Genomic DNA, 18,806 nt, shown 5'->3' with positions numbered 1-18,806 from the left:
GAAGCAGAAAATGAGCGAGGAATAGCGGGGGCAGCAGGAGGAGTAACCCTCAGGGCTCGTCCCGCCAGACCCCAAAAGATCGCTCACGCCGATATCGGCGGAGCGATCTTTTGGGATAGCGGGGAAATGAAATTATTTCTCGGGAAAGCGCAAAAAGCGCTATAAATCGGCGGATCCGCCGCTGGATTCGACATGTGATCACGCGTTCTCGTATTTCGCAAAGTAATGGTCAAACAAAATATCAATTTGCCGTTCCACAGCTTCTTTGCCCGGACGATTCTCCAAGTGTTTGATCTGCCGTGCCAGCACGAGCGGGAACAACACGGCCGCATTGATTTGCATCATCATGATGTAGAGCGTCTCTGTATCGGTCTCGCCTGTGATCTCCTCCAGCGTGCCGCTGATTTTGCCGAACCCGGTCGTTTTCATAAAACCGGTGAAGTCCTGCCGCGATTCGAAGGTAATCCGACCTTTGCCGAGAACTTCATGCAACAGCCCCGGATATTGAAGTACAGTCTCCACGTATTGCAGAATAAACGCTTTCAATCGGGCTTTCGGAGGAAGCGTATGATCATCCAGGACGGAGAAGTTGGCTTGAAAAGTAATGAGCAGCATTTTTAAAGCTTCATTAATCAGATTATCCTTCGAGCCGAAGTAGTAATTCACCAGAGCGAGATTGACATTGGCGGCAGCGGTGATCTTGCGCAAAGTGACCTGATCGGCCCCTTCTGTCTTAATGAGCTCCAATGTAGCCTGAATAATATTCTGTTTCGTTGTTAGCCCCTCGCCGCAATTGCTCATAATTCCGCTCCTTTATATCTTCCATTCTTTCAGCTCAGTATAACAAATACCATAATACGCTTTCGTTCAAGGTGTCAAGAACTCCGACGGGGGCGGGTGATGATACGGCCGCGTAAAACAGGTGTCTTGACAAAATCAGGGCATCCGTTTAAATTAGTTTTAAACATTGTTTAAAACGGTGTTTAAATTATAGAGAAAGCTGAGTGAGAGGATGCCGAATACTGTAGAAAACTCGATCGAAACCCAGGAGTTTACCATCCGATCGATTCTCGCGCCACTGCTGGCGGTCATCGTCGGGATGATTATGGTGATCTTGGACAGCACGGTTGTGAATGTGGCCGTACCGAAACTGGTCGACTTCTTCGCCACGGATTTGAAGACGGTGCAATGGACGATCACCGGGTATACATTGGCCTTATCTGCCGTAATTCCGTTAGCTGGCTGGATGACCGATAAGTTTGGAGAGAAACGGATTTTTCTGATGACGATCGCGTTGTTTACCGTAGGTTCCGTATTGTGTGCCGTGGCGCAAACGCCGGAGCAATTGATCGTATACCGCATCATCCAAGGTTTGGGCGGCGGGATGGTATCGCCGATTGGGTTCGCGATGGTGTTCAAGCTGGCACCGCCCGAGAAGCGGGGGGCCGTGATGGGGGCACTGGGCGTGCCGATGCTGCTGGCACCCGCGCTGGGTCCGGTATTGTCCGGCTGGCTGGTGGAGAACGTCAGCTGGCATTGGATTTTCCTCATTAACCTGCCGATCGGGATCCTTGCCTTTCTCATTGGACTGCGATTCTTGCCTAAATCCGAACGGCGGGAAGCGCCGCAGCTGGATAAACTGGGGATGATCCTCGCCCCGATCGCGTTTGCCATGTTAACTTTCGGAGTGAGCGAAGGGGGAACCAACTGGACTTCGGCAAGGACGCTGACCGGTCTTATCGTTGGAGGCATCGCCTTACTTCTCTACATCTTCGTTGAAATCAGACATAAGCAGCCTTTGCTGGAATTGCGGGTGTTCCGCTCTTCCCATTTTACCCGGGGAATCATCTTGGTATGGATCGCCCAGGCAGCCCTGTTTGGTTCAATGATTCTTACCCCTTTATATCTACAGCAAGTGAGAGGATATAATGCGCTGGAGACGGGAATCTACTTGCTGCCGCAAGCGCTCATGTCAGCGTTCTTCATGCCGATCAGCGGCCGCTTGTTTGACCGGGTAGGGGCACGGCCGCTGGCCTTCATCGGCCTCGGTGTCGTATCGACGGCGTTGTTCCTGATGTCGCGCATCACGGCGGATACGCCGCTGGCGATGGTGCTAGTGCCGCTGGGCTTGCTTGGCGGCGGGATGGGTCTGACGATGATGCCGCTGAACACGCATATCTTGAACTCTGCACCCCGTCATTTGGTCACCCGGGTCACCCCGTTAATGACCGCTGCGCAGCAGGTAATCGTCTCCTTTGCGGTGGCTGGCTTAACCGGTTATCTGACCTCGCAAATCAGCAGCCATATGGCGGAGACCGCTCAAGGCAGAAATCCGCTGGAGGCAGCCGCATCCGGCTTTGGGGAGACCTATTTCCTGGCGGCGTGCATTGCGGGCGTCGGATTTCTACTGACCCTTATGTTGTCCAAACCGAAAAAACAACCCGATTCGGCCAATGAGCAAGCGGCTGAAGGGGCTCAAGCGGATCCCAGCCTGATGGCGGGCCATTAAGATCATACGAAAGTGAAAGCACTCTTTCCACCGGGGAAGAGTGCTTTTTGGATTTGCCGCCATCAGCTTGTGACCATCGCGCCGCCGTTCACGTGAATCGTTTGCCCGGTGACGAAGCTGGAATCGTCGGAGGCCAGGAACACGTAGACCGGGGCCAGCTCAAACGGCTGCCCGGCCCGTTTCATCGGCGTCTCCAGGCCAAACGTGCTTACGTATTCTGCTGAGTAGCTGGAAGGGATCAGCGGCGTCCAAATCGGGCCCGGTGCCACGGCATTGACGCGGATGCCGCGATCGACCAGCGACAGCGCCAAGGAGCGGGTGAAGGAGACGATGGCCCCCTTGGTGGAGGAGTAATCGATCAGCAGCGGCGCACCGGCGTAAGCGGTAATCGAAGCGGTACTGATAATCGTACTGCCGGGTCGTAAATGGGGAAGGGCGGCCCGGGTCATGTAGAAATGAGGAAAGATGTTGGTGGCATAGGTTTGGTGCAACTGCTCGGAAGTAATCGCTTCGATTCCCTGCGTTTGGGGAAATTGAACGGCTTGATTGAGCACCAGGATGTCGATTTTGCCGAAATGGTGAAGCGTATGGCGGATCACCGCATGGCAGAATGCCTCTTGTCGCAGATCGCCGGGGATCAGCAAGCAGCGCCGGCCCAACTCTTCGACACGCCGTTTGGTGGCTTGAGCGTCCTCATGCTCATCGAAATACACGGTCACCAGGTCCGCGCCTTCTTTGGCGAAGGCGAAGGCGGTGGCCCTTCCGATGCCGCTGTCGCCGCCGGTTAGAATCGCTACCTTGTCCTTCAGTTTGCCGCTGCCGACGTAAGCCGGATTTTCCGAAATCGGGGGCGGAACCATCAGCGTCTGCAAACCGGGTTGTCTTGGCTGATGTTGCGGCGGGAACGTGATCGGCTGTTCTTGACATACCGTTTTTGAGCTGTAGTACGGGTACTTGGGTATCATCCTTTTGAATCCTCCTGAGAGATAGTTATGCCGTTATCCTATTCAATCCGGTACGGAGGGGTGTATTCGCCTAAACAAGAATGTCTATATGACATTTGTTACATAAGTCACAACCCATCTATGATAAATTTTAATATTAAGAAAGATATCTTTTTGTGTGATGTTTTGCACTTATTTACGTCGTGATGAACTCGCATTTGCGAAGAAGGGAGTCAAGCGCGTGGTACAATTACCGAAATTAAACGAGCTGGGATTTTTTGAAATCCGTCTGGAATCCATTGGGGGGCTGGGAGCGAACCTGGCGGGGAAAATGCTGGCCGAAGCCGGGGTGGAAGGTGCCGGTCTGAATGGGGTCAGCTTTTCTTCTTATGGCTCGGAGAAAAAAGGATCGCCGGTGAAGGCGCATATCCGCTTCTGCGATTTGAATACGCCGATCCGCGATACGTCGCCGGTGGAACGCCCGCATATCGTAGGGATTTTTCAGGAGGCGCTGGCCAAGACGGTGAACGTCATCAGCGGTATTTATGAGGACAGCACCGTGCTGGTCAATTCCCGCAAAACGCCGCAAGAGCTTAAGGAGAAATTGAAGCTGATCGGCGGCACGATCGCAGTGATCGATGCCACCGGCATTGCGCTCGAAGAGAAAAACCGGGTGAATATGGCGATGCTTGGCGCGATGTTCCGGCTTTGTCCGTTCCTTGATCCGGAAACGATGAAGGACGTCATTCGCAAATCGCTGGAGAAGAAATATCCGCAAACCGTGGCTCCGGCCCTGGCAACCTTTGAACGGGGTTACTACGAAGTTGTATTTGAGACGTTTGCATTGCCTGATGGGGTCAGCATGCCGGCATTCGCCCGCGCCGATACGCCGGTGTTAGGTTACGAGACGCAGCCGATCGGCGGACTTATCATCAATCCGGGCAACAGCATTCTGAAGGACCTCAGCATCTCACGTTCGGGAATGATGCCGCATTTCAAGGAAGAGTCCTGCATCCACTGCGCTCAATGCGATAATGTCTGCCCGGACAACTGCTTCGTCTGGGAAGAACGTCCTGACAAGAAAGGCCGTCCGCAGATGTTCCTGACCGGCATCGATTATCAATATTGCAAGGGTTGCTTGAAATGCATTCACGCTTGTCCGACCGACGCTTTGTCCGGGGAGCGGGAAGAAGACGGTTATGCGGAGGCGCATCGCGTGCCGCATCTGTTCGATTTGGCGATTCGCTAATATAGCGGGAAAGGTGGTAGTTGAACCATGGCGATCGATTTAGAAAAAGAACGCCGCTCCGGTACAGTCGAGCAGCGTGTAGTTTATGAATCAGGGAATGAAATGGCGGCCTATGCGGCCAGCCAGATCAATTATCATATTATGGGGTATTTTCCGATCTCCCCATCGACCGAGGTGGCGCAATTCCTCGATTTAATGAAAGCAAACGGCCAGCATGACATTAAGCTGATTCCATCGGACGGCGAACACAGCTCGGCCGGAATTTGCTACGGGGCTTCCACTGCCGGCGGCCGGGTGTTCAATGCGACCAGTGCTCAAGGGTATCTGTACATGCTGGAGCAGATGCCGGTGCAGTCCGGGACGCGCTTCCCGATGGTCATGAATCTGGTGTGCCGCTCGATCTCCGGCCCGCTGGACATTCACGGCGACCATTCGGACTTGTATTTTGCGCTGAACACCGGTTGGCCGATCTTGATGTGCCGCGATCCGCAGGCCGTTTACGATATGAACCTGATGGCGATCAAGCTGGCGGAAGATCCGGAAGTCCGGCTGCCGGTGCTGGTAGCGTCTGACGGTTATTTTACCTCGCACCAGAAACGGCGTGTGCACACCTTCGCCAACCAGGAAGACGTCCTGAAGTTTGTCGGCGAACGGCCTCCGGGCAATTTCCCGCATACCCTCGACCGCAACCATCCGATTACCGTCGGCCCTTACATGAACGAACCGGACTATATCAACAACTGTTACCAGCAGTCTGTGGCGATGTATAATGCCGAGCGCGTCTTTGCACGGATTGCCGGGGAATATGCCGAATTGACCGGCCGCGAATACCCGATGCTCGATCTGTACCGTATGGAAGATGCCGAAGTGGCGGTGTTCCTGATGAACTCGGCCTCCGAGATTATCAAGGACGTCGTGGACGATTTGCGCCGCCAAGGCATCAAAGCCGGTTCGATTGCGCCGAACATGATCCGTCCGTTCCCACAGAAGCAAATCGCGGAGGCGCTGAAGAATGTCAAGGCGGTTACGGTTGGCGACCGTGGCGATTCCTACGGCGCTTACGGCGGCAACATGGTTAACGAGATTAAAGCGGCGCTGTTTACGCACGGCAACCACACCACGCAGGTAATCAGTCGCATCTATGGGCTTGGCGGCAAGGAGTTCTATGCCGAAGACGGCCATCACCTGTTCCAATTGGCGATCGATGCGGCGAATACCGGCCGGGTGGAAGTGCCGTTCGACTACTACGGCCATACGCCGGGCGATCCGGAGAAAGCGCCGAAGCGGGTCATGAATCCGCTCAAATTCGAAGACTTGAAGACCGGACTGATTACGGTCACCAAGAATGAAGAAACCGGCAAGCTGGGCGTGCGCATTCCGCCGCTTCGCGCCTTGACGAAGAAACCGAAACGGATTGCACCGGGACACGGCGCTTGTCCGGGCTGCGGGATTTTCTCCGGCCTGGAGCTGTTCTTCAAAGGCATCGAAGGCGATATCGTTGCGTTGTTCCATACGGGCTGCGCGATGGTCGTGACAACCGGATATCCGTATTCGTCCCACAAAGCGACTTACATCCATAATCTGTTCCAGAACGGTGCGGCAACCTTGTCCGGCGTCGTGGAGATGTTCTGGGAGAGAAAACGCCGCGGCGAACTGGATGAGCTCGGTCTGCAGGACGATTTTACGTTCGTTATGGTCACCGGCGACGGCGGCATGGATATCGGCATGGGGCCTGCTATCGGCGCTGCGCTGCGCGGTCATAAAATGATTATTATTGAGTACGATAACGAAGGATATATGAATACTGGGGCGCAGCTATCGTATTCCACGCCGCTTGGTCACCGTACGTCCACGTCGAACATCGGCAAGGTGCAGAAGGGGAAAGCGTTCCAACACAAAGACACCCCGCAAATCATGGCGGCCACGAATATCCCTTACGTCTTCACGGGCAGTGAGGCTTATCCGCAGGATTTGGTGAAAAAAGCGGCCAAAGCGCAATGGTACGCTCAACACGAAGGCCTGGTATATGGTAAAATATTAATCGCTTGCCCGCTCAACTGGATCTCGCCGGACGATCAAGGCACTAACATTATCGATGCCGCCGTCAACTCCTGCTTCTTCCCGCTGTACGAGGTGGAGAACGGGCAAACGACGATTACCTACAACCCGGAAGAGAAGGGCAATCGTATCCCGCTGACGGATTGGCTGAAGACGATGGGCAAAACCCGCCATTTGACGAAGCCGGAGAACGCCGAAGCTTTGGCGGAGTTCGAGCAAGAGGTGGAGCGGCGTTGGAAAGTCCTCCAAGCCAAACACGAGAACCCTTATTTGTAAGGGAGGAAGCTTTTAATAAAACCGAAGGAAGCGGCATAGGGCCGCTTTTTTCGTTAAGCAGAAGATACGCAAGTGAAGGAGGAGTTAGCGGTATGGATCAGTTATTTCGCGCATTTCGCGTACATCAGGATGAGTCCGGATTCCGGTCGGGGGTCGAGCGCTTGGACGTCTCGGCACTTCCCGATGCCGCCGTCACCGTCAAGGTGCATTATTCCAGCGTCAACTATAAAGACGGATTGGCGAGCATTCCCGAAGGGAAAATCGTCAAATCCTACCCGTTTATTCCCGGCATCGATCTGGCCGGGGAGGTCACGGCCTCCCGCGATGCGAGGCTGAAGCCCGGGGACCGGGTGCTGTGCACCGGTTACGGGCTTGGCGTGACGCATGAGGGCGGGTTCGCCGAGGTCGCCCGCGTGCCGGGCGACTGGCTGGTCAAGCTGCCGGAAGGTCTTACGGCCCGGGAAGCGATGGCGATCGGGACGGCCGGGTTTACGGCAGCGTTGTCGGTGCGGCGCCTGCTGGATAACGGACTGACGCCCGGTCAAGGTCCCGTGCTCGTTCTGGGCGCCACCGGCGGCGTTGGCAGCATGGCTGTGGCGATCCTCAGCCGGCTGGGGATTGAAGTGACCGCGGTGACCGGGAAGCCGGAGGCGCGGGAGACACTAACGGCGTTTGGCGCCGCCGAGATCCTGTCCCGCGAAGAAGCCGCTTCCGGCGCCAAAGGGGCGCTGGGCAAAGAGCGGTGGGCGGCGATCGTCGATCCGGTGGGCGGCGCAATGACCGCCGATCTGCTCAGATCGTTACGGTACGGCGGGTCTGTGGCTTTGTCGGGAATGACCGGCGGCGGAGGGATTGAAACCACGGTGTATCCGTTTATTTTACGGGGCGTCAACTTGCTGGGAATCGATTCCGTATTTTGCCCTGTCCCGCTGCGGGAGCAGCTTTGGCAGCTGCTGGCCGGGGAGTGGAAGCCGGAGCAGGTGCTGAACGCGGGAGTGACCGAGTATCCGCTGGAGCGGCTGCCGGAGGCGCTAAGCACCGTGCTGGCCGGGAAGGCCGTCGGGCGCCAGATCATCTCCTTGATCAACTAATCCATATGGTATAAATTGGGGAAAGTTGAGACAACCTAACACCATCGGCCTAAGCGGGCTTACAAGCTTAAGGTAAAGGATGGGATACGATGAGATGGTGGAAGGCTGGATTGGGAATGGCCCTAGCGTTGGCCATGACCGCAGGGTGCGGCAATCTGCAGCGAGTAGCCAAGGATGAGATGAGCAAATATAATATGCAAAGTTACCGGCAAGGGAACGAACGTCAATTGACAAGCGGAACGACCCTGAACACGGCGATGCTGCAAGCGTTGAAAGCGGAGTGCGCGCAGCGGGGGATCCGTTTGACGCATGAGACCTATTCCGAAGGGCTGGACGGGAATATTAGCTACAGTTATTTTATCAACGGGGACGCACGGCATTTTATCATTGTGCATGTGTTTCCAAGCGAGCAGGAACGGCAACGGGAAATAGCCGAAATCTACGGCACCGGGGACGGAAAACAAGAGATGTCGGCATCCTCCGCGGCCAACCAGGCGGCCGTCATCTCGGCGAAAGGCAACACGGCGTTGGTTTATGCCTCAAGCGCACAGAAAGACAGTCAATATCGGGAGGAAATGCAAGCCGTATTTGGCCAGTTGCTGGAGCAAATGAGGGATCAGCCGAAGTAAGGACCCGAGAGCTAGTCAACAAATCAACCGCTTCCTTCGGTTCAAGTGAGGGAAGCGGTTGGTTTTTTGCTCTTTATTTCTTGTAGATTTCGCGCATGACATGACGAAGCTCGGGAAGAATGATTCGCTCCATCGCCAGCTTGACGGCGCCCTGCGAGCCGGGCATGGAGAAGACCGCCATACTGCCGATCGTTCCGGCAATCGCCCGGCTGAGGATGGCGGCCGAGCCGATGTCTTCGGTAAAGCTGAGATAGCGGAAAATTTCCCCGAAGCCCGGCATTTCCTTATTAAGCAGGCTTCGCACCGCCTCATAAGTCGTATCCCGCGGGGCGATGCCGGTGCCCCCGCTCAGAAGAACGGCTTCGATGTCGCGATCTGAGGCAGCTTCCCGCAACAGTTGGCGAATGCCGTCATAATCGTCTTTTACGATCACATAGCGGGCGACGCGGTATCCGTTGTCCCGCAGCAGTTCCTGGATCAGCTGTCCGCTGGTGTCGGTCTCTTCCGTACGGGTATCGGAGACGGTGATGACGAGGCAGGACACCTCATCCGGCGCTTCCATTCGATGTTCATCGACGGATCTCATCGTGTTCGCTTCCTTTCTTTGGATGTTATCCCCATTGTATCATGTTTGACCGACCCGGGTTGTGAGGGAAATGTAGTTGCATGTCCTGTAAGGTTGGTGTAAACTCGCATTCGTATGCACTTAACCATTCATTTTAGATCTCAGGAGAAGAGGTGGGAACAGGGTGACACCCGTTTATATATTGTCCGGTTTTTTGGGAAGCGGCAAAACTACGCTGCTTCAGCGCTTAATTCGCAACTGGAGAGAGCAGGGACTTCGTCCGGCTGTGATTATGAATGAAATCGGGGATGTGAATCTCGATGGCTTGCTCGTATCCAGCGACGTCCCGATGGCTGAAATGCTGGGCGGTTGCATCTGCTGCACCATCCGCGGCGACCTCAGCGTCCAGATGGCGGAGCTGATTGAAGGGGAGAAGCCGGACCTGATCGTGATCGAAGCGACAGGCGCGGGCAATCCGATGGAGATTTTCGATGCGGTAACGGAGGTGTCGCTGTATCTCAAATTGGACATCAAGCCGATGGTTACGGTAGTGGACGCGGCTCATCTGGCCGATTTACATGCGACTCAGCAGGGGAAAACGTACCGGCTCATGATTGAGCAAATCCGCTGCGGCTCCGTATTAATCCTGAACAAAATCGATTTGCTCGACCCCGAACATCAACGGGAAATGACGGATTTCCTCCGCCGTATGAATCCTTATGCCCGGATCATTCCGGCGGTGAAATGCGAGGTGGATGTATCGCAATTATGGAGGGCGTCAGAGGAGAAGGGCGCTGCAGCCCTTTCGATGCAACCGGATGAAACGTACATAGGACAACACCGTGAGAGGGATCCTGGGTCTGTTCATAACGAAGCCCATGACCACGAGCATAATCACGAGCATCACCATGACCATAACCATGACCATGACCACGAGCATCAAGGGGATGACGCACATGACCACAACCAGGCTCATGTACATCCTCACGTCTCGCATGAGCATGTCACGGTGTACACGCACTATTTCGACGGGCCGGTGAACAGCGAGGAATTCGAACGATTTATCGCCGAATTGCCGCGTGAAGTCTACCGGGGCAAAGGCGTATTACGGTTTGCCGATACCGCCAGCCGCTTCCTGTTCCAATATGCCTATCGGGAGGCGGATTATCTGAAAATCACGCCGCAGGGGGACGTCCCTGATGTGGCTGTGTTTATCGGGGAACACTTCGATAAGCAGGAGATTGCCCGGCGCCTCCAGGCGCTGGAGCTTAACCCATCCTAGAAGAGGACCCTGATGATCCCCGGCAACCTCCCAACGAGTGAGACCCGAGAGAACCGCGAGCCGCTGCGGTTCTCTATTTTGCGTCGACTATTTTAATTGGGCCCGGGGTAACCTATAACTGTTTTTTTCATAAAGAGGGAGAGAATGACATGAATGAAAAACAGAAAAGCTCCGCGAAGTTCGTACCCTATGTTTCGGCTTCGCGTTCCATGCCGGAGCTGACGGTTGTCGCCGTCGTTCTCGGGATCCTATTGGCCGTTGTGTTCGCCGCGGCTAACGCTTATTTAGGGCTGAAAATCGGTCTGACCGTCAGCGCTTCGATCCCGGCGGCGGTCATTTCCCTGGCGGTTCTGCGCGGGGTATTTCGAAGAAAGTCGATTCTGGAGAACAACATCGTCCAGACGATGACCACCGCGGGAGAAGCGGTCGCGGCGGGAGCGATCTTCACCTTGCCGGCCCTTTATATGTGGGAGTTGAATCCAAGCCAGCAAATGATCAGCTTCATCGTGCTGGTCGGCGGCTTCCTTGGCGTAGCCATGATGGTGCCGCTGCGGCGGTTGCTGATCGTGAATGAGCATGAAACCTTGCCTTACCCGGAAGGGACGGCTTGCGCCGAGGTGCTTGTCTCCGGCGAAACCGGCGGACGCAGCGCCCGCATGGTGTCGCTCGGCTTCGTCGTTGGCGGTCTGGTCAAGGCGCTGGGCGACGGCTTCATGCTGTTTAAGACGGAAATTGAAACCTCCGTCTTCCGCTTCCGGAACGCGGTCATCGGGATGGATACCTATCCCGCCTTGCTGGGCGTCGGCTATATTATCGGGCCCAGGATCGCCGGACAAATGCTGGCCGGCGGGATTCTCGCCTGGCTGGTCCTGATCCCGATGATCGGCTTCTTCGGGGCAGGCGCTGCAGGCGCCATCGCTCCTTCGCTCACCCCGATCGCTGAGCTTGATGCATGGGGGATCTGGGGCGATTACATCCGCTATATCGGCGCAGGGGCGGTAGCTGCCGGGGGCCTGATCACGCTCGTCAAAACGCTGCCGATGCTGTTCAGCTCGCTGCGCGCTACGCTCCAAGGACTGATGCAGCGTTCAGCCTCCAGCGAGAAGACGACGATTGACCGCACCAACCGGGACATTCCCGGGGGATGGGTGTTTGCCCTGATCGCCGTGCTGATTGTCCTGCTGGCGTTTGACCCGATCACCAACGTCGGGATCATCGGAGCGGTAGCTATTGCGTTGTTTGGCTTCCTGTTCGTGACCGTCGCGTCACGGATCGTTGGCCTCGTCGGTAGCTCCTCCTCGCCGGTATCGGGAATGACGATCGCAACGCTGCTGATCGTCACTTTCCTGTACAAACTGACGGGGATGTCGGGCATGACCGGAATGGTGACCTCGCTTACCGTCGGGGCTATCGTTTGTGTCGCCCTGGCCGTAGCCGGCGACATCTCACAGGACCTCAAGACCGGATACCTGGTTGGAGGAACCCCGTGGAAGCAGCAGGTGGCCATGATGATCGGGGTGCTGGTATCCGGCCTTGTGATCGGTTTTATTTTGAATGTGCTGAACGCGACCTATGGGCTTGGCTCGGAACAGCTGTCCGCGCCGAAGGCCGTGCTCATGCGGTTGATCGTGGAAGGCATCATGTCGGAGAACCTGCCGTGGGATCTGATCTTTATCGGAGCGGCGTCGGCGATTGTATTCGAATTTCTCGGCCTTAATTCCTTGACGGTGGCGGTTGGCATTTATTTGCCGGTGCACATCAGCACTCCGATTATGGTGGGGGGACTCGTGCGCTGGATCGTTGGCTTCTTCTCGCGCAAGAACGAAGCGCTGCTCAAGAGCCGCGTGGAAACCGGAACCCTGCTCGCCTCCGGGCTCATCGCCGGAGAGTCGCTCCTTGGCGTCATCATTGCCATCCTGATCTGGTCCGGCGTGCAGCTTCCGTCCGGCGTCGCCGTGACTTCCAATACGTTGCCGTTCCTCATCTTCCTGATCGTCACCTTCTTGCTCGGCTTCATCTCCTTGCGCAGCAAGAACGGCATTACGGCAGGGAATAAGGAGTAAATAACGATGCGAAAAATACCACGTTCCCCGAAATTGCCTGCTCCTAACTTGCTTGATATGGTTCCTCGCCTGCGGCCGCATCTGAGTGTAGCGGCGGGTGAGGACGGGAGGGCAGAGCTGCTGCTGCCGCGCCGCAGTTGGCTCGAACGTCAGTCGGTCCGGTTCCTGAAGCAACCGGCAGTTATTCACGTGCATTTGGATCCGCTCGGTAGCGAGGTTGTGACCCGCTGCAACGGCACCCAAACCGTAGGGGAGATCGCCGAAGCGCTCCGGAAGAGGTTTGGGGAATCCGCTGAGCCACTCCTGCCCCGTCTAAGTAAGTTTATCGAGATCCTGGAAGCTAACGACTGGCTGATTTGGGAGGACGCTGCTCCTGCTGCAACCGCCGAGGCCGATAAGCTGGAAAGCGTATAGAGAGGCGCGCGGCGGCTCCGCAACAAAAAACAACCGTTCCCTTTTTTTTAAGGAACGGTTGTTTTAGTTGTATAGTCTAGACTGCTGCGATTAACTCGGATTCGCTACCGGCGAGATCGCCGGTCCGGCACCGGGCGCAACCGGAGCTTCAACACCCCCGAGTTGCAGCCGGTACATTTGATGGTAGCGGCCGCCCAGGGCGAGCAGTTCTTCATGCGTGCCGTGCTCGACGATTTCGCCGCGGTGCAGCACGAGAATCTGATCGGCGCTGCGAATGGTCGACAGCCGGTGGGCGATGATGAATGTGGTCCGGCCGCGTTTCAGCACTTCCAGCGCGGATTGGATCAGCGCTTCGGTCTCCGTGTCGATGTTGGCGGTCGCCTCATCGAGAATGAGGATCGCCGGGTCAAAGGCAAGGGCCCGGGCGAAGGAAATCAGCTGACGTTCGCCGGCGGACAAGGTGCTTCCCTTCTCCACAACCGGTTCGTCCAAGCCCTTCGGCAGGTGAGCCAGGATTCGGTCCGCCCCAACGTCGATCAGCGCTTTCTCCGCCGTTTCGCGGGAAATGCGTTCATCACCCAGCGTCACATTCGAGAGGATCGTTCCGGTGAACAGGTACGGATCCTGGAGCACGATCCCCATATGCTGGCGGATCCATTGCTTCGGAAGCTCCGTCACCGGCTGGCCGTCGATCGTGATCGTGCCCTTCTGCGGATCATAGAACCGGAACAGCAGGTTGATGATCGAGCTTTTGCCGGAGCCCGTGTGTCCGACCAGCGCAACCGTCTGGCCTTGCTTCGCCTCGAAGGAGATGTTTTTCAGCACGTAATCCTTCTTGTAGGCGAACGAGACGTCCTTAAATTCCACATTCCCTTTGTAGCGCGGCATCGAGCCGTCGATGACCTCTTCGCCCGGTTCGTCCATCAGCGCGAATACCCGGCCGGCGGACACCATGGAAGAGTCTAACGCTGCAAGCTGGTTGACCATCCCGGTGATCGGTTGGAACAACCGCCCAAGCACGTCGACGAAGGCGTACAGGACACCCAGCGAGATCACGCTTGTGCCGTCCAACTGCGCCGAACCGAAATACCACAGGACGGTCGCAAACGCCAGATTCCGGATCACGTTCACGAGGTTGTGTGAAGTGAAAGCGTTCAGGTTCAGCATCTTGTTCTGATGCTTCATGTAATCGTTGTTCAGGTGTTCGAACTCTTCCTTGGTTTGCGACTCGCGGCGGAAAATCCGGATGATCGACATCCCCTGGATCGATTCGTTGATGATGGCATTAATCTCGCTTAACCGCGAGCGGATAATCGTGTTGTATTTCGTCGCGAACTTGCGATAAAACACGACCCACAGGTAAATGATCGGAACAACGAACAAGCAGATGAGTCCGAGCCTTACGTCCAGGATGAACAGGGCGACGTAGACGCCCAGCATGTTGATGATCCCGGAGAAGAAATTCGCCAACACGGCGATAAACAACTCTTTTACCGCCTCCGTATCGTTGGTCACGCGGGAGACGACTTTCCCGGCCGGCAGATTATCGAAGAAATGCACCGGCAGCCGCTGAATATGGGCGTATACGTCCATACGCAGCTTGCGGATCACCTGGTTGGCCGAAGACTGCAGCCAATAGGTTTTGCCGAATTCCATCACGATGGAGACGGCCAGGAATATAAGATACCAGATGATTAAGGTCATAATGCCGGGGACTTCCGGTTTGTAAAAAGAAAACAACCCCGCCGCGCTTAACTTCTGCGCTGGATATGCGCTGCTTGCGCCGTCTTTCCCGGTGAGGGTCAGGACGCCGTCTTGGAAGCTGCGGTCGCCGGAGACCTCCGGGACGGCCGCATCCACGAATACGAAGCTCTTGCCGACTTGCAGCACGCGGACTTCAGCGCCTTTGGCTTCACCTTCCGCGAAGCGGTCGCCCCGCTTGAAGGTGCGTCCGTCATAGTCGACGGTCGTCTTGTCTTTCCCCGTCGTTTCGTAAAACGGCTGCTCGATCGCCAGCATATGATCGTCGATCATCGAGCGGGCGATAAACGGGCCAGCCAGCTCGGCGGCCACGCCGATGGCCAGCATGAGGAGCGCAAGGATAAACGTATTTTTTGCCGTTAAGGCGTATTTAAAAAGTGCTTTTCCCGTATGGGCGTGCATTGGTTAAGACACCTCCCCGTCAGTCAGGCTCGATTCCACCTGTTGACGTTCATATTGTTCACGATACCAGCCGCCTAGCTGCAGCAGGGTTTCGTGCGTACCTTCCTCGATGATTTTGCCCTTCTCCAGCACGACGATCCAATCCGCATGTTCGATGGCGGAGAGGCGGTGCGTGGAGATCAGCGTCGTTTTGCCGGAGCGCTGACTGCGGATGTTCTCGATAATCCGCGCTTCGGTCCGCGCATCGACGGCGGACAAGGCATCGTCGAGAATCAGGAGCTCCGGATCGGCGATGAACGCCCGGGCCAGGGAGACCCGCTGCTTCTGACCGCCGGAAAGGGCGACGCCTTTCTCGCCGACCAGCGTATCCAGGCCGTCGGACAACGTGCCGAGATCTTGATCGAAGGCTGCGGTACGGATCGCCTCGAGAATTTTCTCATCCGAGGCGCCGGGGCAGCCGTATTGAATGTTTTGCCGCACCGTTTTGGAGAACAGGATTTGCTCTTGCGGCACATAGCCGATCCAGCCGTGCAGTTGGTTCAGCGTAATTTGTTGAATCGGTACTCCCGAGATCGTCAGCTCGCCGCTGCCCACCGGGTATTCGTGCAAGAGCTGCTTCAGCAGGGTGGATTTGCCGCTGCCGGTGCGGCCAACGATTCCCAGCGTTTCGCCGCGTTTAATCGTCAAGTCGATATGCTCGAGATTATTAATGGTCGAAGTCGGATAACTGAAGGTAACATCCTTGAACTCGATGGTCTCCGGCGTTTCCACCTGGGCCGGATTCGGTACGTCCTCAACATCCGGCTTCTCGTTCAGGGTTTCGTTCACCCGGTCCAGAGACGCGCCGCCGCGCTGCATGATGTTGATCAGCTCGCCGATCGCGAACATCGGCCAAATCATCATCCCCAGGTACATGTTGAAAGATACGAGATCGCCCAGGGTCAGCTCATTATGGAACACGAGATAGATGCCGTACGTCAGCCCAATCGCATAGCTGAGTCCCACGCATAACCGGATCGTCGGCTCGAAATAAGCGTCGACCTTGGCGACGGCCAAATTTTTCTTGTACACATCTTCCGTGATATCGGCAAAACGCTGTTCGTCATGACGTTCCTGTACATAGGCGCGAATGACGCGGATCCCGGCGACCGACTCCAGCACCTGGTCGTTCATGTCCCCGAAGGCATCCTGCGCCAGCGTATAGCGCTCATGGATGATCTTCCCGTAAATTTTCATCGCCAGGGCGATGAAAGGGAGCGGAATGATCGCGGCCAGCGTCAGCTTCCAGCTGATCAGCGTGCTCATGGCGAGGAAGATCACCGTGAGGTAGGCCGTGGAGTCGGTCAGCGTCAGCATGCCGAAACCCACGGTGGTCGCGACCGACCGCAAATCGTTGGTCGCCCGGGCCATCAGGTCGCCGGTGCGGCTCCGCTCGAAGAACGGCGGCGTCATCCGCAGCAGATGGCTCATGAACCGGGTTCGCAGCATCCGCTCGACGAGGTTCGAGCCCCCGAATAGGGAGTGCATCCATATGTACGTAATGAGGTAGATCAGGATCAATACGCCGATAATCAGCAAAATATATTGAGTTAATGAAGCCCAAGTGACCGTTCCGGCCACGATTTCATCGATCGCGCTGCCCAGCAGCCGCGGCGGCGCCAGCTCCACAATGCCCGCAAAGATGAGCAGGAACAAGCCGATGATGTAACGCCTTTTTTCCCGTTTGAAAAACCATCCCAAATTTTTTAATACCGAAAACATGATGGGGTTTCCTCCTTTTGAATTCCCGATTGCCAGATCCGCCAGAAAACCTCTACAAGTGTGTCCTAAACCTGCAAAAAACCGCAAAAAAGGCACATCGTCCGAAAACGATATGCCTTGAAACCATAACATATGCCGCGTCCGTTCCTTCTAGGAAGCAACCTTCGCGTGTATGATATCGCTTATACCCTTTAATAACGAAGGGGCGGTCAGCGCATAGATTCATCCAAGCCTGCAGGGGTTGCTCCGGTATTCAATTGGTTGATGTTGTACATATTGCGATACATATACACTTTAACTTTAATTTTAAACACCGTGCTCACCCTTTCTCATTTGGTAATTACTTGAAAAGCGATCTCGTATGTTCCCGATTTTAGCATCGCTTTAAAGAAGATGTCAAACGTTATTTTTTAGGATGCCGGCGGACATGCTTCCAGATGCATCGAACAAAGGTTTGGCTTTTGACCCGTTTTCGTCTACAATGAAAAGGAAGTTTAGGAGTAGCGGAACCAGCGGAAACTGCAAGCTTCATGGGCTGAATTTCCGTTGGATGAAGTTCCGAGATAAAGAGGAGGGAGAAGCGGATGATTCATGTGAGTAACGAAGCCGCCGAGTGGTTTAAGCAGGAGCTTGGACTTCAGGCGGGGCAGGCCGTACGCTTCTTTGCGCGATATAGTGCGGGAGGCAAGCTGCACCCGGGTTTCTCGCTGGGGATCGACGTCGATAAGCCCGTATCTCCGGGCATCCGAGCGGAAGTGAAGGGCATTACGTTCTTCATGGAAGATCAGGATATGTGGTATCTGGACGGATACCATCTCAACGTGACTTATGATCAGCAGTTGGGCGATATCGAATATGAATACGAAATTGCGGCTTCGAATTAAACCGTTAGACGCGAGACGTAACGCGGTATCGGGAGTGAGGCAGAAGAACCAAAAAGGCCCGTCAATCTGCGGGCCTTTTCCTTTGCCTGATGGGAGCGGCGGCAATCCGCCGGGCTTCAGATGATGTTGTCCTCCATCGCATATTCAAAATCGCCGATATCGTAAACCTGTACCGGCACTTCCGCTTCGATGATCCGCCGGATCAGCTCGAGTTGATCGGTGAGAATCGGTACGTTCTCCCGCTGGGCCGTCAACACGATTTCCGTTTCGATCGGATCGAGAAACTCGCCGTATTGCTCGTTATCCACCGCGTTGACCACGGTCCAGGTCACATGCTCGCCGAACAGGATCGACGGGCTCTTGGACCAAGGGACGGTAAGCGCCCGCTCCAGTTTCTTGCGGTTCAGCGGTTCTTCGAGATAAGCGATCAGTTTGCTGATTTTCTGCTTCACATGCATATCGTCGACGGGGTCGTTCATCAGCGGCTCCGGACTGTTCTGAAATTCATAAAGCTCCATGACGGTGGTGTAAGGTACAATATATTCCACAGGCGCACCTGGCACCAGCAATTCACCATATATCGCCACCATCACGGCTTCGATCACAAATCGGCGTGACATGGTCATCCTCCTAATACGGCCTGTAACTCGTAGCTGTCCCTGTTAGGTTACGACAACTCAATTTATTAAGGAGTATACCACAACCCTTCGATAAATTCAGCTTTGCCGCATGAAAATCGGCTTATATCTCTACGGAAAGGGGCGGATTAGGGATGAAGGATCACAGGGGGAACAGCGGTGAGTTTGCCGGACTCTCGCAGGAAACGCTGCGTTGGATAGAGGAACGGACGGGGAACGGTGCTAAGGTTATCTCGGCGGTGTCCCTGAAAGGCGGCATTTCATCGGCGGTATATGGGTT

At 55.5% G+C, this 18,806-nt stretch carries 15 protein-coding genes; 9 read left to right on the top strand and 6 right to left on the bottom strand.

Annotated elements, in window-relative coordinates:
- Positions 1-198: 198 nt before the first annotated feature.
- Entirely contained in the window at positions 199-801 is a 603-nt protein-coding gene (locus tag BN3795_RS17340; RefSeq protein WP_068785961.1) for a TetR/AcrR family transcriptional regulator, read from the bottom strand.
- 211 nt (positions 802-1,012) lie between these two features.
- Between BN3795_RS17340 and BN3795_RS17335 the strand changes: the two genes are divergently transcribed.
- Positions 1,013-2,509 (top strand): MDR family MFS transporter, encoded by a 1,497-nt coding sequence (locus BN3795_RS17335; RefSeq protein ID WP_068785960.1) that lies wholly within the window; start codon positions 1,013-1,015, stop codon positions 2,507-2,509.
- Positions 2,510-2,571: 62 nt separating this feature from the next.
- On the opposite strand, the gene BN3795_RS17330 is transcribed toward BN3795_RS17335, so the two are convergent.
- Positions 2,572-3,474 (bottom strand): SDR family oxidoreductase, encoded by a 903-nt coding sequence (locus tag BN3795_RS17330; RefSeq protein ID WP_068785959.1) that lies wholly within the window; start codon positions 3,472-3,474, stop codon positions 2,572-2,574.
- A gap of 220 nt (positions 3,475-3,694) precedes the next feature.
- Between BN3795_RS17330 and BN3795_RS17325 the strand changes: the two genes are divergently transcribed.
- From BN3795_RS17325 to BN3795_RS17310, 4 genes are all read left to right on the top strand, one after another.
- Positions 3,695-4,702, top strand: a complete 1,008-nt coding sequence (locus BN3795_RS17325) for a 2-oxoacid:acceptor oxidoreductase family protein (protein ID WP_068785958.1) — start codon at positions 3,695-3,697, stop codon at positions 4,700-4,702.
- 27 nt (positions 4,703-4,729) lie between these two features.
- Positions 4,730-7,036 (top strand): thiamine pyrophosphate-dependent enzyme, encoded by a 2,307-nt coding sequence (locus tag BN3795_RS17320; RefSeq protein ID WP_068785957.1) that lies wholly within the window; start codon positions 4,730-4,732, stop codon positions 7,034-7,036.
- Positions 7,037-7,128: 92 nt separating this feature from the next.
- Complete coding sequence (locus tag BN3795_RS17315; RefSeq protein ID WP_068785956.1) at positions 7,129-8,127, top strand: acrylyl-CoA reductase family protein; 999 nt, start codon at positions 7,129-7,131, stop codon at positions 8,125-8,127.
- Between the two features lie 89 nt (positions 8,128-8,216).
- Positions 8,217-8,756 carry a hypothetical protein gene (locus BN3795_RS17310; protein WP_068785955.1) on the top strand — a complete coding sequence of 180 codons (540 nt, stop codon included), beginning with the start codon at positions 8,217-8,219 and terminating at the stop codon, positions 8,754-8,756.
- Positions 8,757-8,829: 73 nt separating this feature from the next.
- Here BN3795_RS17310 and BN3795_RS17305 read toward each other — a convergent pair whose 3' ends face one another.
- Positions 8,830-9,342: a MogA/MoaB family molybdenum cofactor biosynthesis protein gene (locus BN3795_RS17305; protein WP_068785954.1), complete on the bottom strand. Its 513-nt coding sequence runs from the start codon at positions 9,340-9,342 to the stop codon at positions 8,830-8,832.
- A 163-nt stretch (positions 9,343-9,505) separates the two neighbouring features.
- Here BN3795_RS17305 and BN3795_RS17300 point away from each other — a divergent pair, with 163 nt between their 5' ends.
- The 3 genes from BN3795_RS17300 (at position 9,506) to BN3795_RS17290 (ending at position 13,080) form a co-directional block, all read left to right on the top strand.
- Positions 9,506-10,603, top strand: a complete 1,098-nt coding sequence (locus tag BN3795_RS17300; protein WP_232729963.1) for a CobW family GTP-binding protein — start codon at positions 9,506-9,508, stop codon at positions 10,601-10,603.
- 149 nt (positions 10,604-10,752) lie between these two features.
- Positions 10,753-12,666, top strand: coding sequence for an OPT family oligopeptide transporter (locus BN3795_RS17295; RefSeq protein WP_068785952.1), 1,914 nt, complete (start codon positions 10,753-10,755; stop codon positions 12,664-12,666).
- A 6-nt stretch (positions 12,667-12,672) separates the two neighbouring features.
- Complete coding sequence (locus tag BN3795_RS17290) at positions 12,673-13,080, top strand: PqqD family protein (RefSeq protein ID WP_068785951.1); 408 nt, start codon at positions 12,673-12,675, stop codon at positions 13,078-13,080.
- A gap of 90 nt (positions 13,081-13,170) precedes the next feature.
- On the opposite strand, the gene BN3795_RS17285 is transcribed toward BN3795_RS17290, so the two are convergent.
- Positions 13,171-15,243, bottom strand: a complete 2,073-nt coding sequence (locus BN3795_RS17285; protein WP_068785950.1) for an ABC transporter ATP-binding protein — start codon at positions 15,241-15,243, stop codon at positions 13,171-13,173.
- Between the two features lie 3 nt (positions 15,244-15,246).
- Positions 15,247-17,004 carry an ABC transporter ATP-binding protein gene (locus tag BN3795_RS17280; RefSeq protein WP_068785949.1) on the bottom strand — a complete coding sequence of 586 codons (1,758 nt, stop codon included), beginning with the start codon at positions 17,002-17,004 and terminating at the stop codon, positions 15,247-15,249.
- A gap of 584 nt (positions 17,005-17,588) precedes the next feature.
- On the opposite strand from BN3795_RS17280, the gene BN3795_RS17275 reads away from it, so the two are divergent.
- Positions 17,589-17,888: a HesB/YadR/YfhF family protein gene (locus BN3795_RS17275; RefSeq protein WP_068785948.1), complete on the top strand. Its 300-nt coding sequence runs from the start codon at positions 17,589-17,591 to the stop codon at positions 17,886-17,888.
- Positions 17,889-18,004: 116 nt separating this feature from the next.
- Here the strand turns inward: BN3795_RS17275 and BN3795_RS17270 are convergent, their stop codons facing one another.
- Positions 18,005-18,508 carry an ADP-heptose synthase gene (locus BN3795_RS17270; protein WP_068785947.1) on the bottom strand — a complete coding sequence of 168 codons (504 nt, stop codon included), beginning with the start codon at positions 18,506-18,508 and terminating at the stop codon, positions 18,005-18,007.
- Between the last annotated feature and the right edge of the window lie 298 nt (positions 18,509-18,806).

This window comes from Paenibacillus phocaeensis (assembly GCF_900021165.1).
GTDB lineage: Bacteria > Bacillota > Bacilli > Paenibacillales > Paenibacillaceae > Fontibacillus > Fontibacillus phocaensis.
This window is presented reverse-complemented; position numbering and strand designations above follow the sequence as displayed.

What these genes read in the sequence shown, in the direction of transcription:
- BN3795_RS17275 (WP_068785948.1), top strand. Translation starts at nt 17,589, where the DNA reads ATGATTCATGTGAGTAACGAAGCCGCCGAGTGGTTTAAGCAGGAGCTT.
- BN3795_RS17310 (WP_068785955.1), top strand. Translation starts at nt 8,217, where the DNA reads ATGAGATGGTGGAAGGCTGGATTGGGAATGGCCCTAGCGTTGGCCATG.
- BN3795_RS17295 (WP_068785952.1), top strand. Translation starts at nt 10,753, where the DNA reads ATGAATGAAAAACAGAAAAGCTCCGCGAAGTTCGTACCCTATGTTTCG.
- BN3795_RS17330 (WP_068785959.1), bottom strand. Translation starts at nt 3,474, where the DNA reads ATGATACCCAAGTACCCGTACTACAGCTCAAAAACGGTATGTCAAGAA.
- BN3795_RS17340 (WP_068785961.1), bottom strand. Translation starts at nt 801, where the DNA reads ATGAGCAATTGCGGCGAGGGGCTAACAACGAAACAGAATATTATTCAG.
- BN3795_RS17290 (WP_068785951.1), top strand. Translation starts at nt 12,673, where the DNA reads ATGCGAAAAATACCACGTTCCCCGAAATTGCCTGCTCCTAACTTGCTT.
- BN3795_RS17280 (WP_068785949.1), bottom strand. Translation starts at nt 17,004, where the DNA reads ATGTTTTCGGTATTAAAAAATTTGGGATGGTTTTTCAAACGGGAAAAA.
- BN3795_RS17305 (WP_068785954.1), bottom strand. Translation starts at nt 9,342, where the DNA reads ATGAGATCCGTCGATGAACATCGAATGGAAGCGCCGGATGAGGTGTCC.
- BN3795_RS17335 (WP_068785960.1), top strand. Translation starts at nt 1,013, where the DNA reads ATGCCGAATACTGTAGAAAACTCGATCGAAACCCAGGAGTTTACCATC.
- BN3795_RS17285 (WP_068785950.1), bottom strand. Translation starts at nt 15,243, where the DNA reads ATGCACGCCCATACGGGAAAAGCACTTTTTAAATACGCCTTAACGGCA.
- BN3795_RS17270 (WP_068785947.1), bottom strand. Translation starts at nt 18,508, where the DNA reads ATGTCACGCCGATTTGTGATCGAAGCCGTGATGGTGGCGATATATGGT.
- BN3795_RS17320 (WP_068785957.1), top strand. Translation starts at nt 4,730, where the DNA reads ATGGCGATCGATTTAGAAAAAGAACGCCGCTCCGGTACAGTCGAGCAG.
- BN3795_RS17315 (WP_068785956.1), top strand. Translation starts at nt 7,129, where the DNA reads ATGGATCAGTTATTTCGCGCATTTCGCGTACATCAGGATGAGTCCGGA.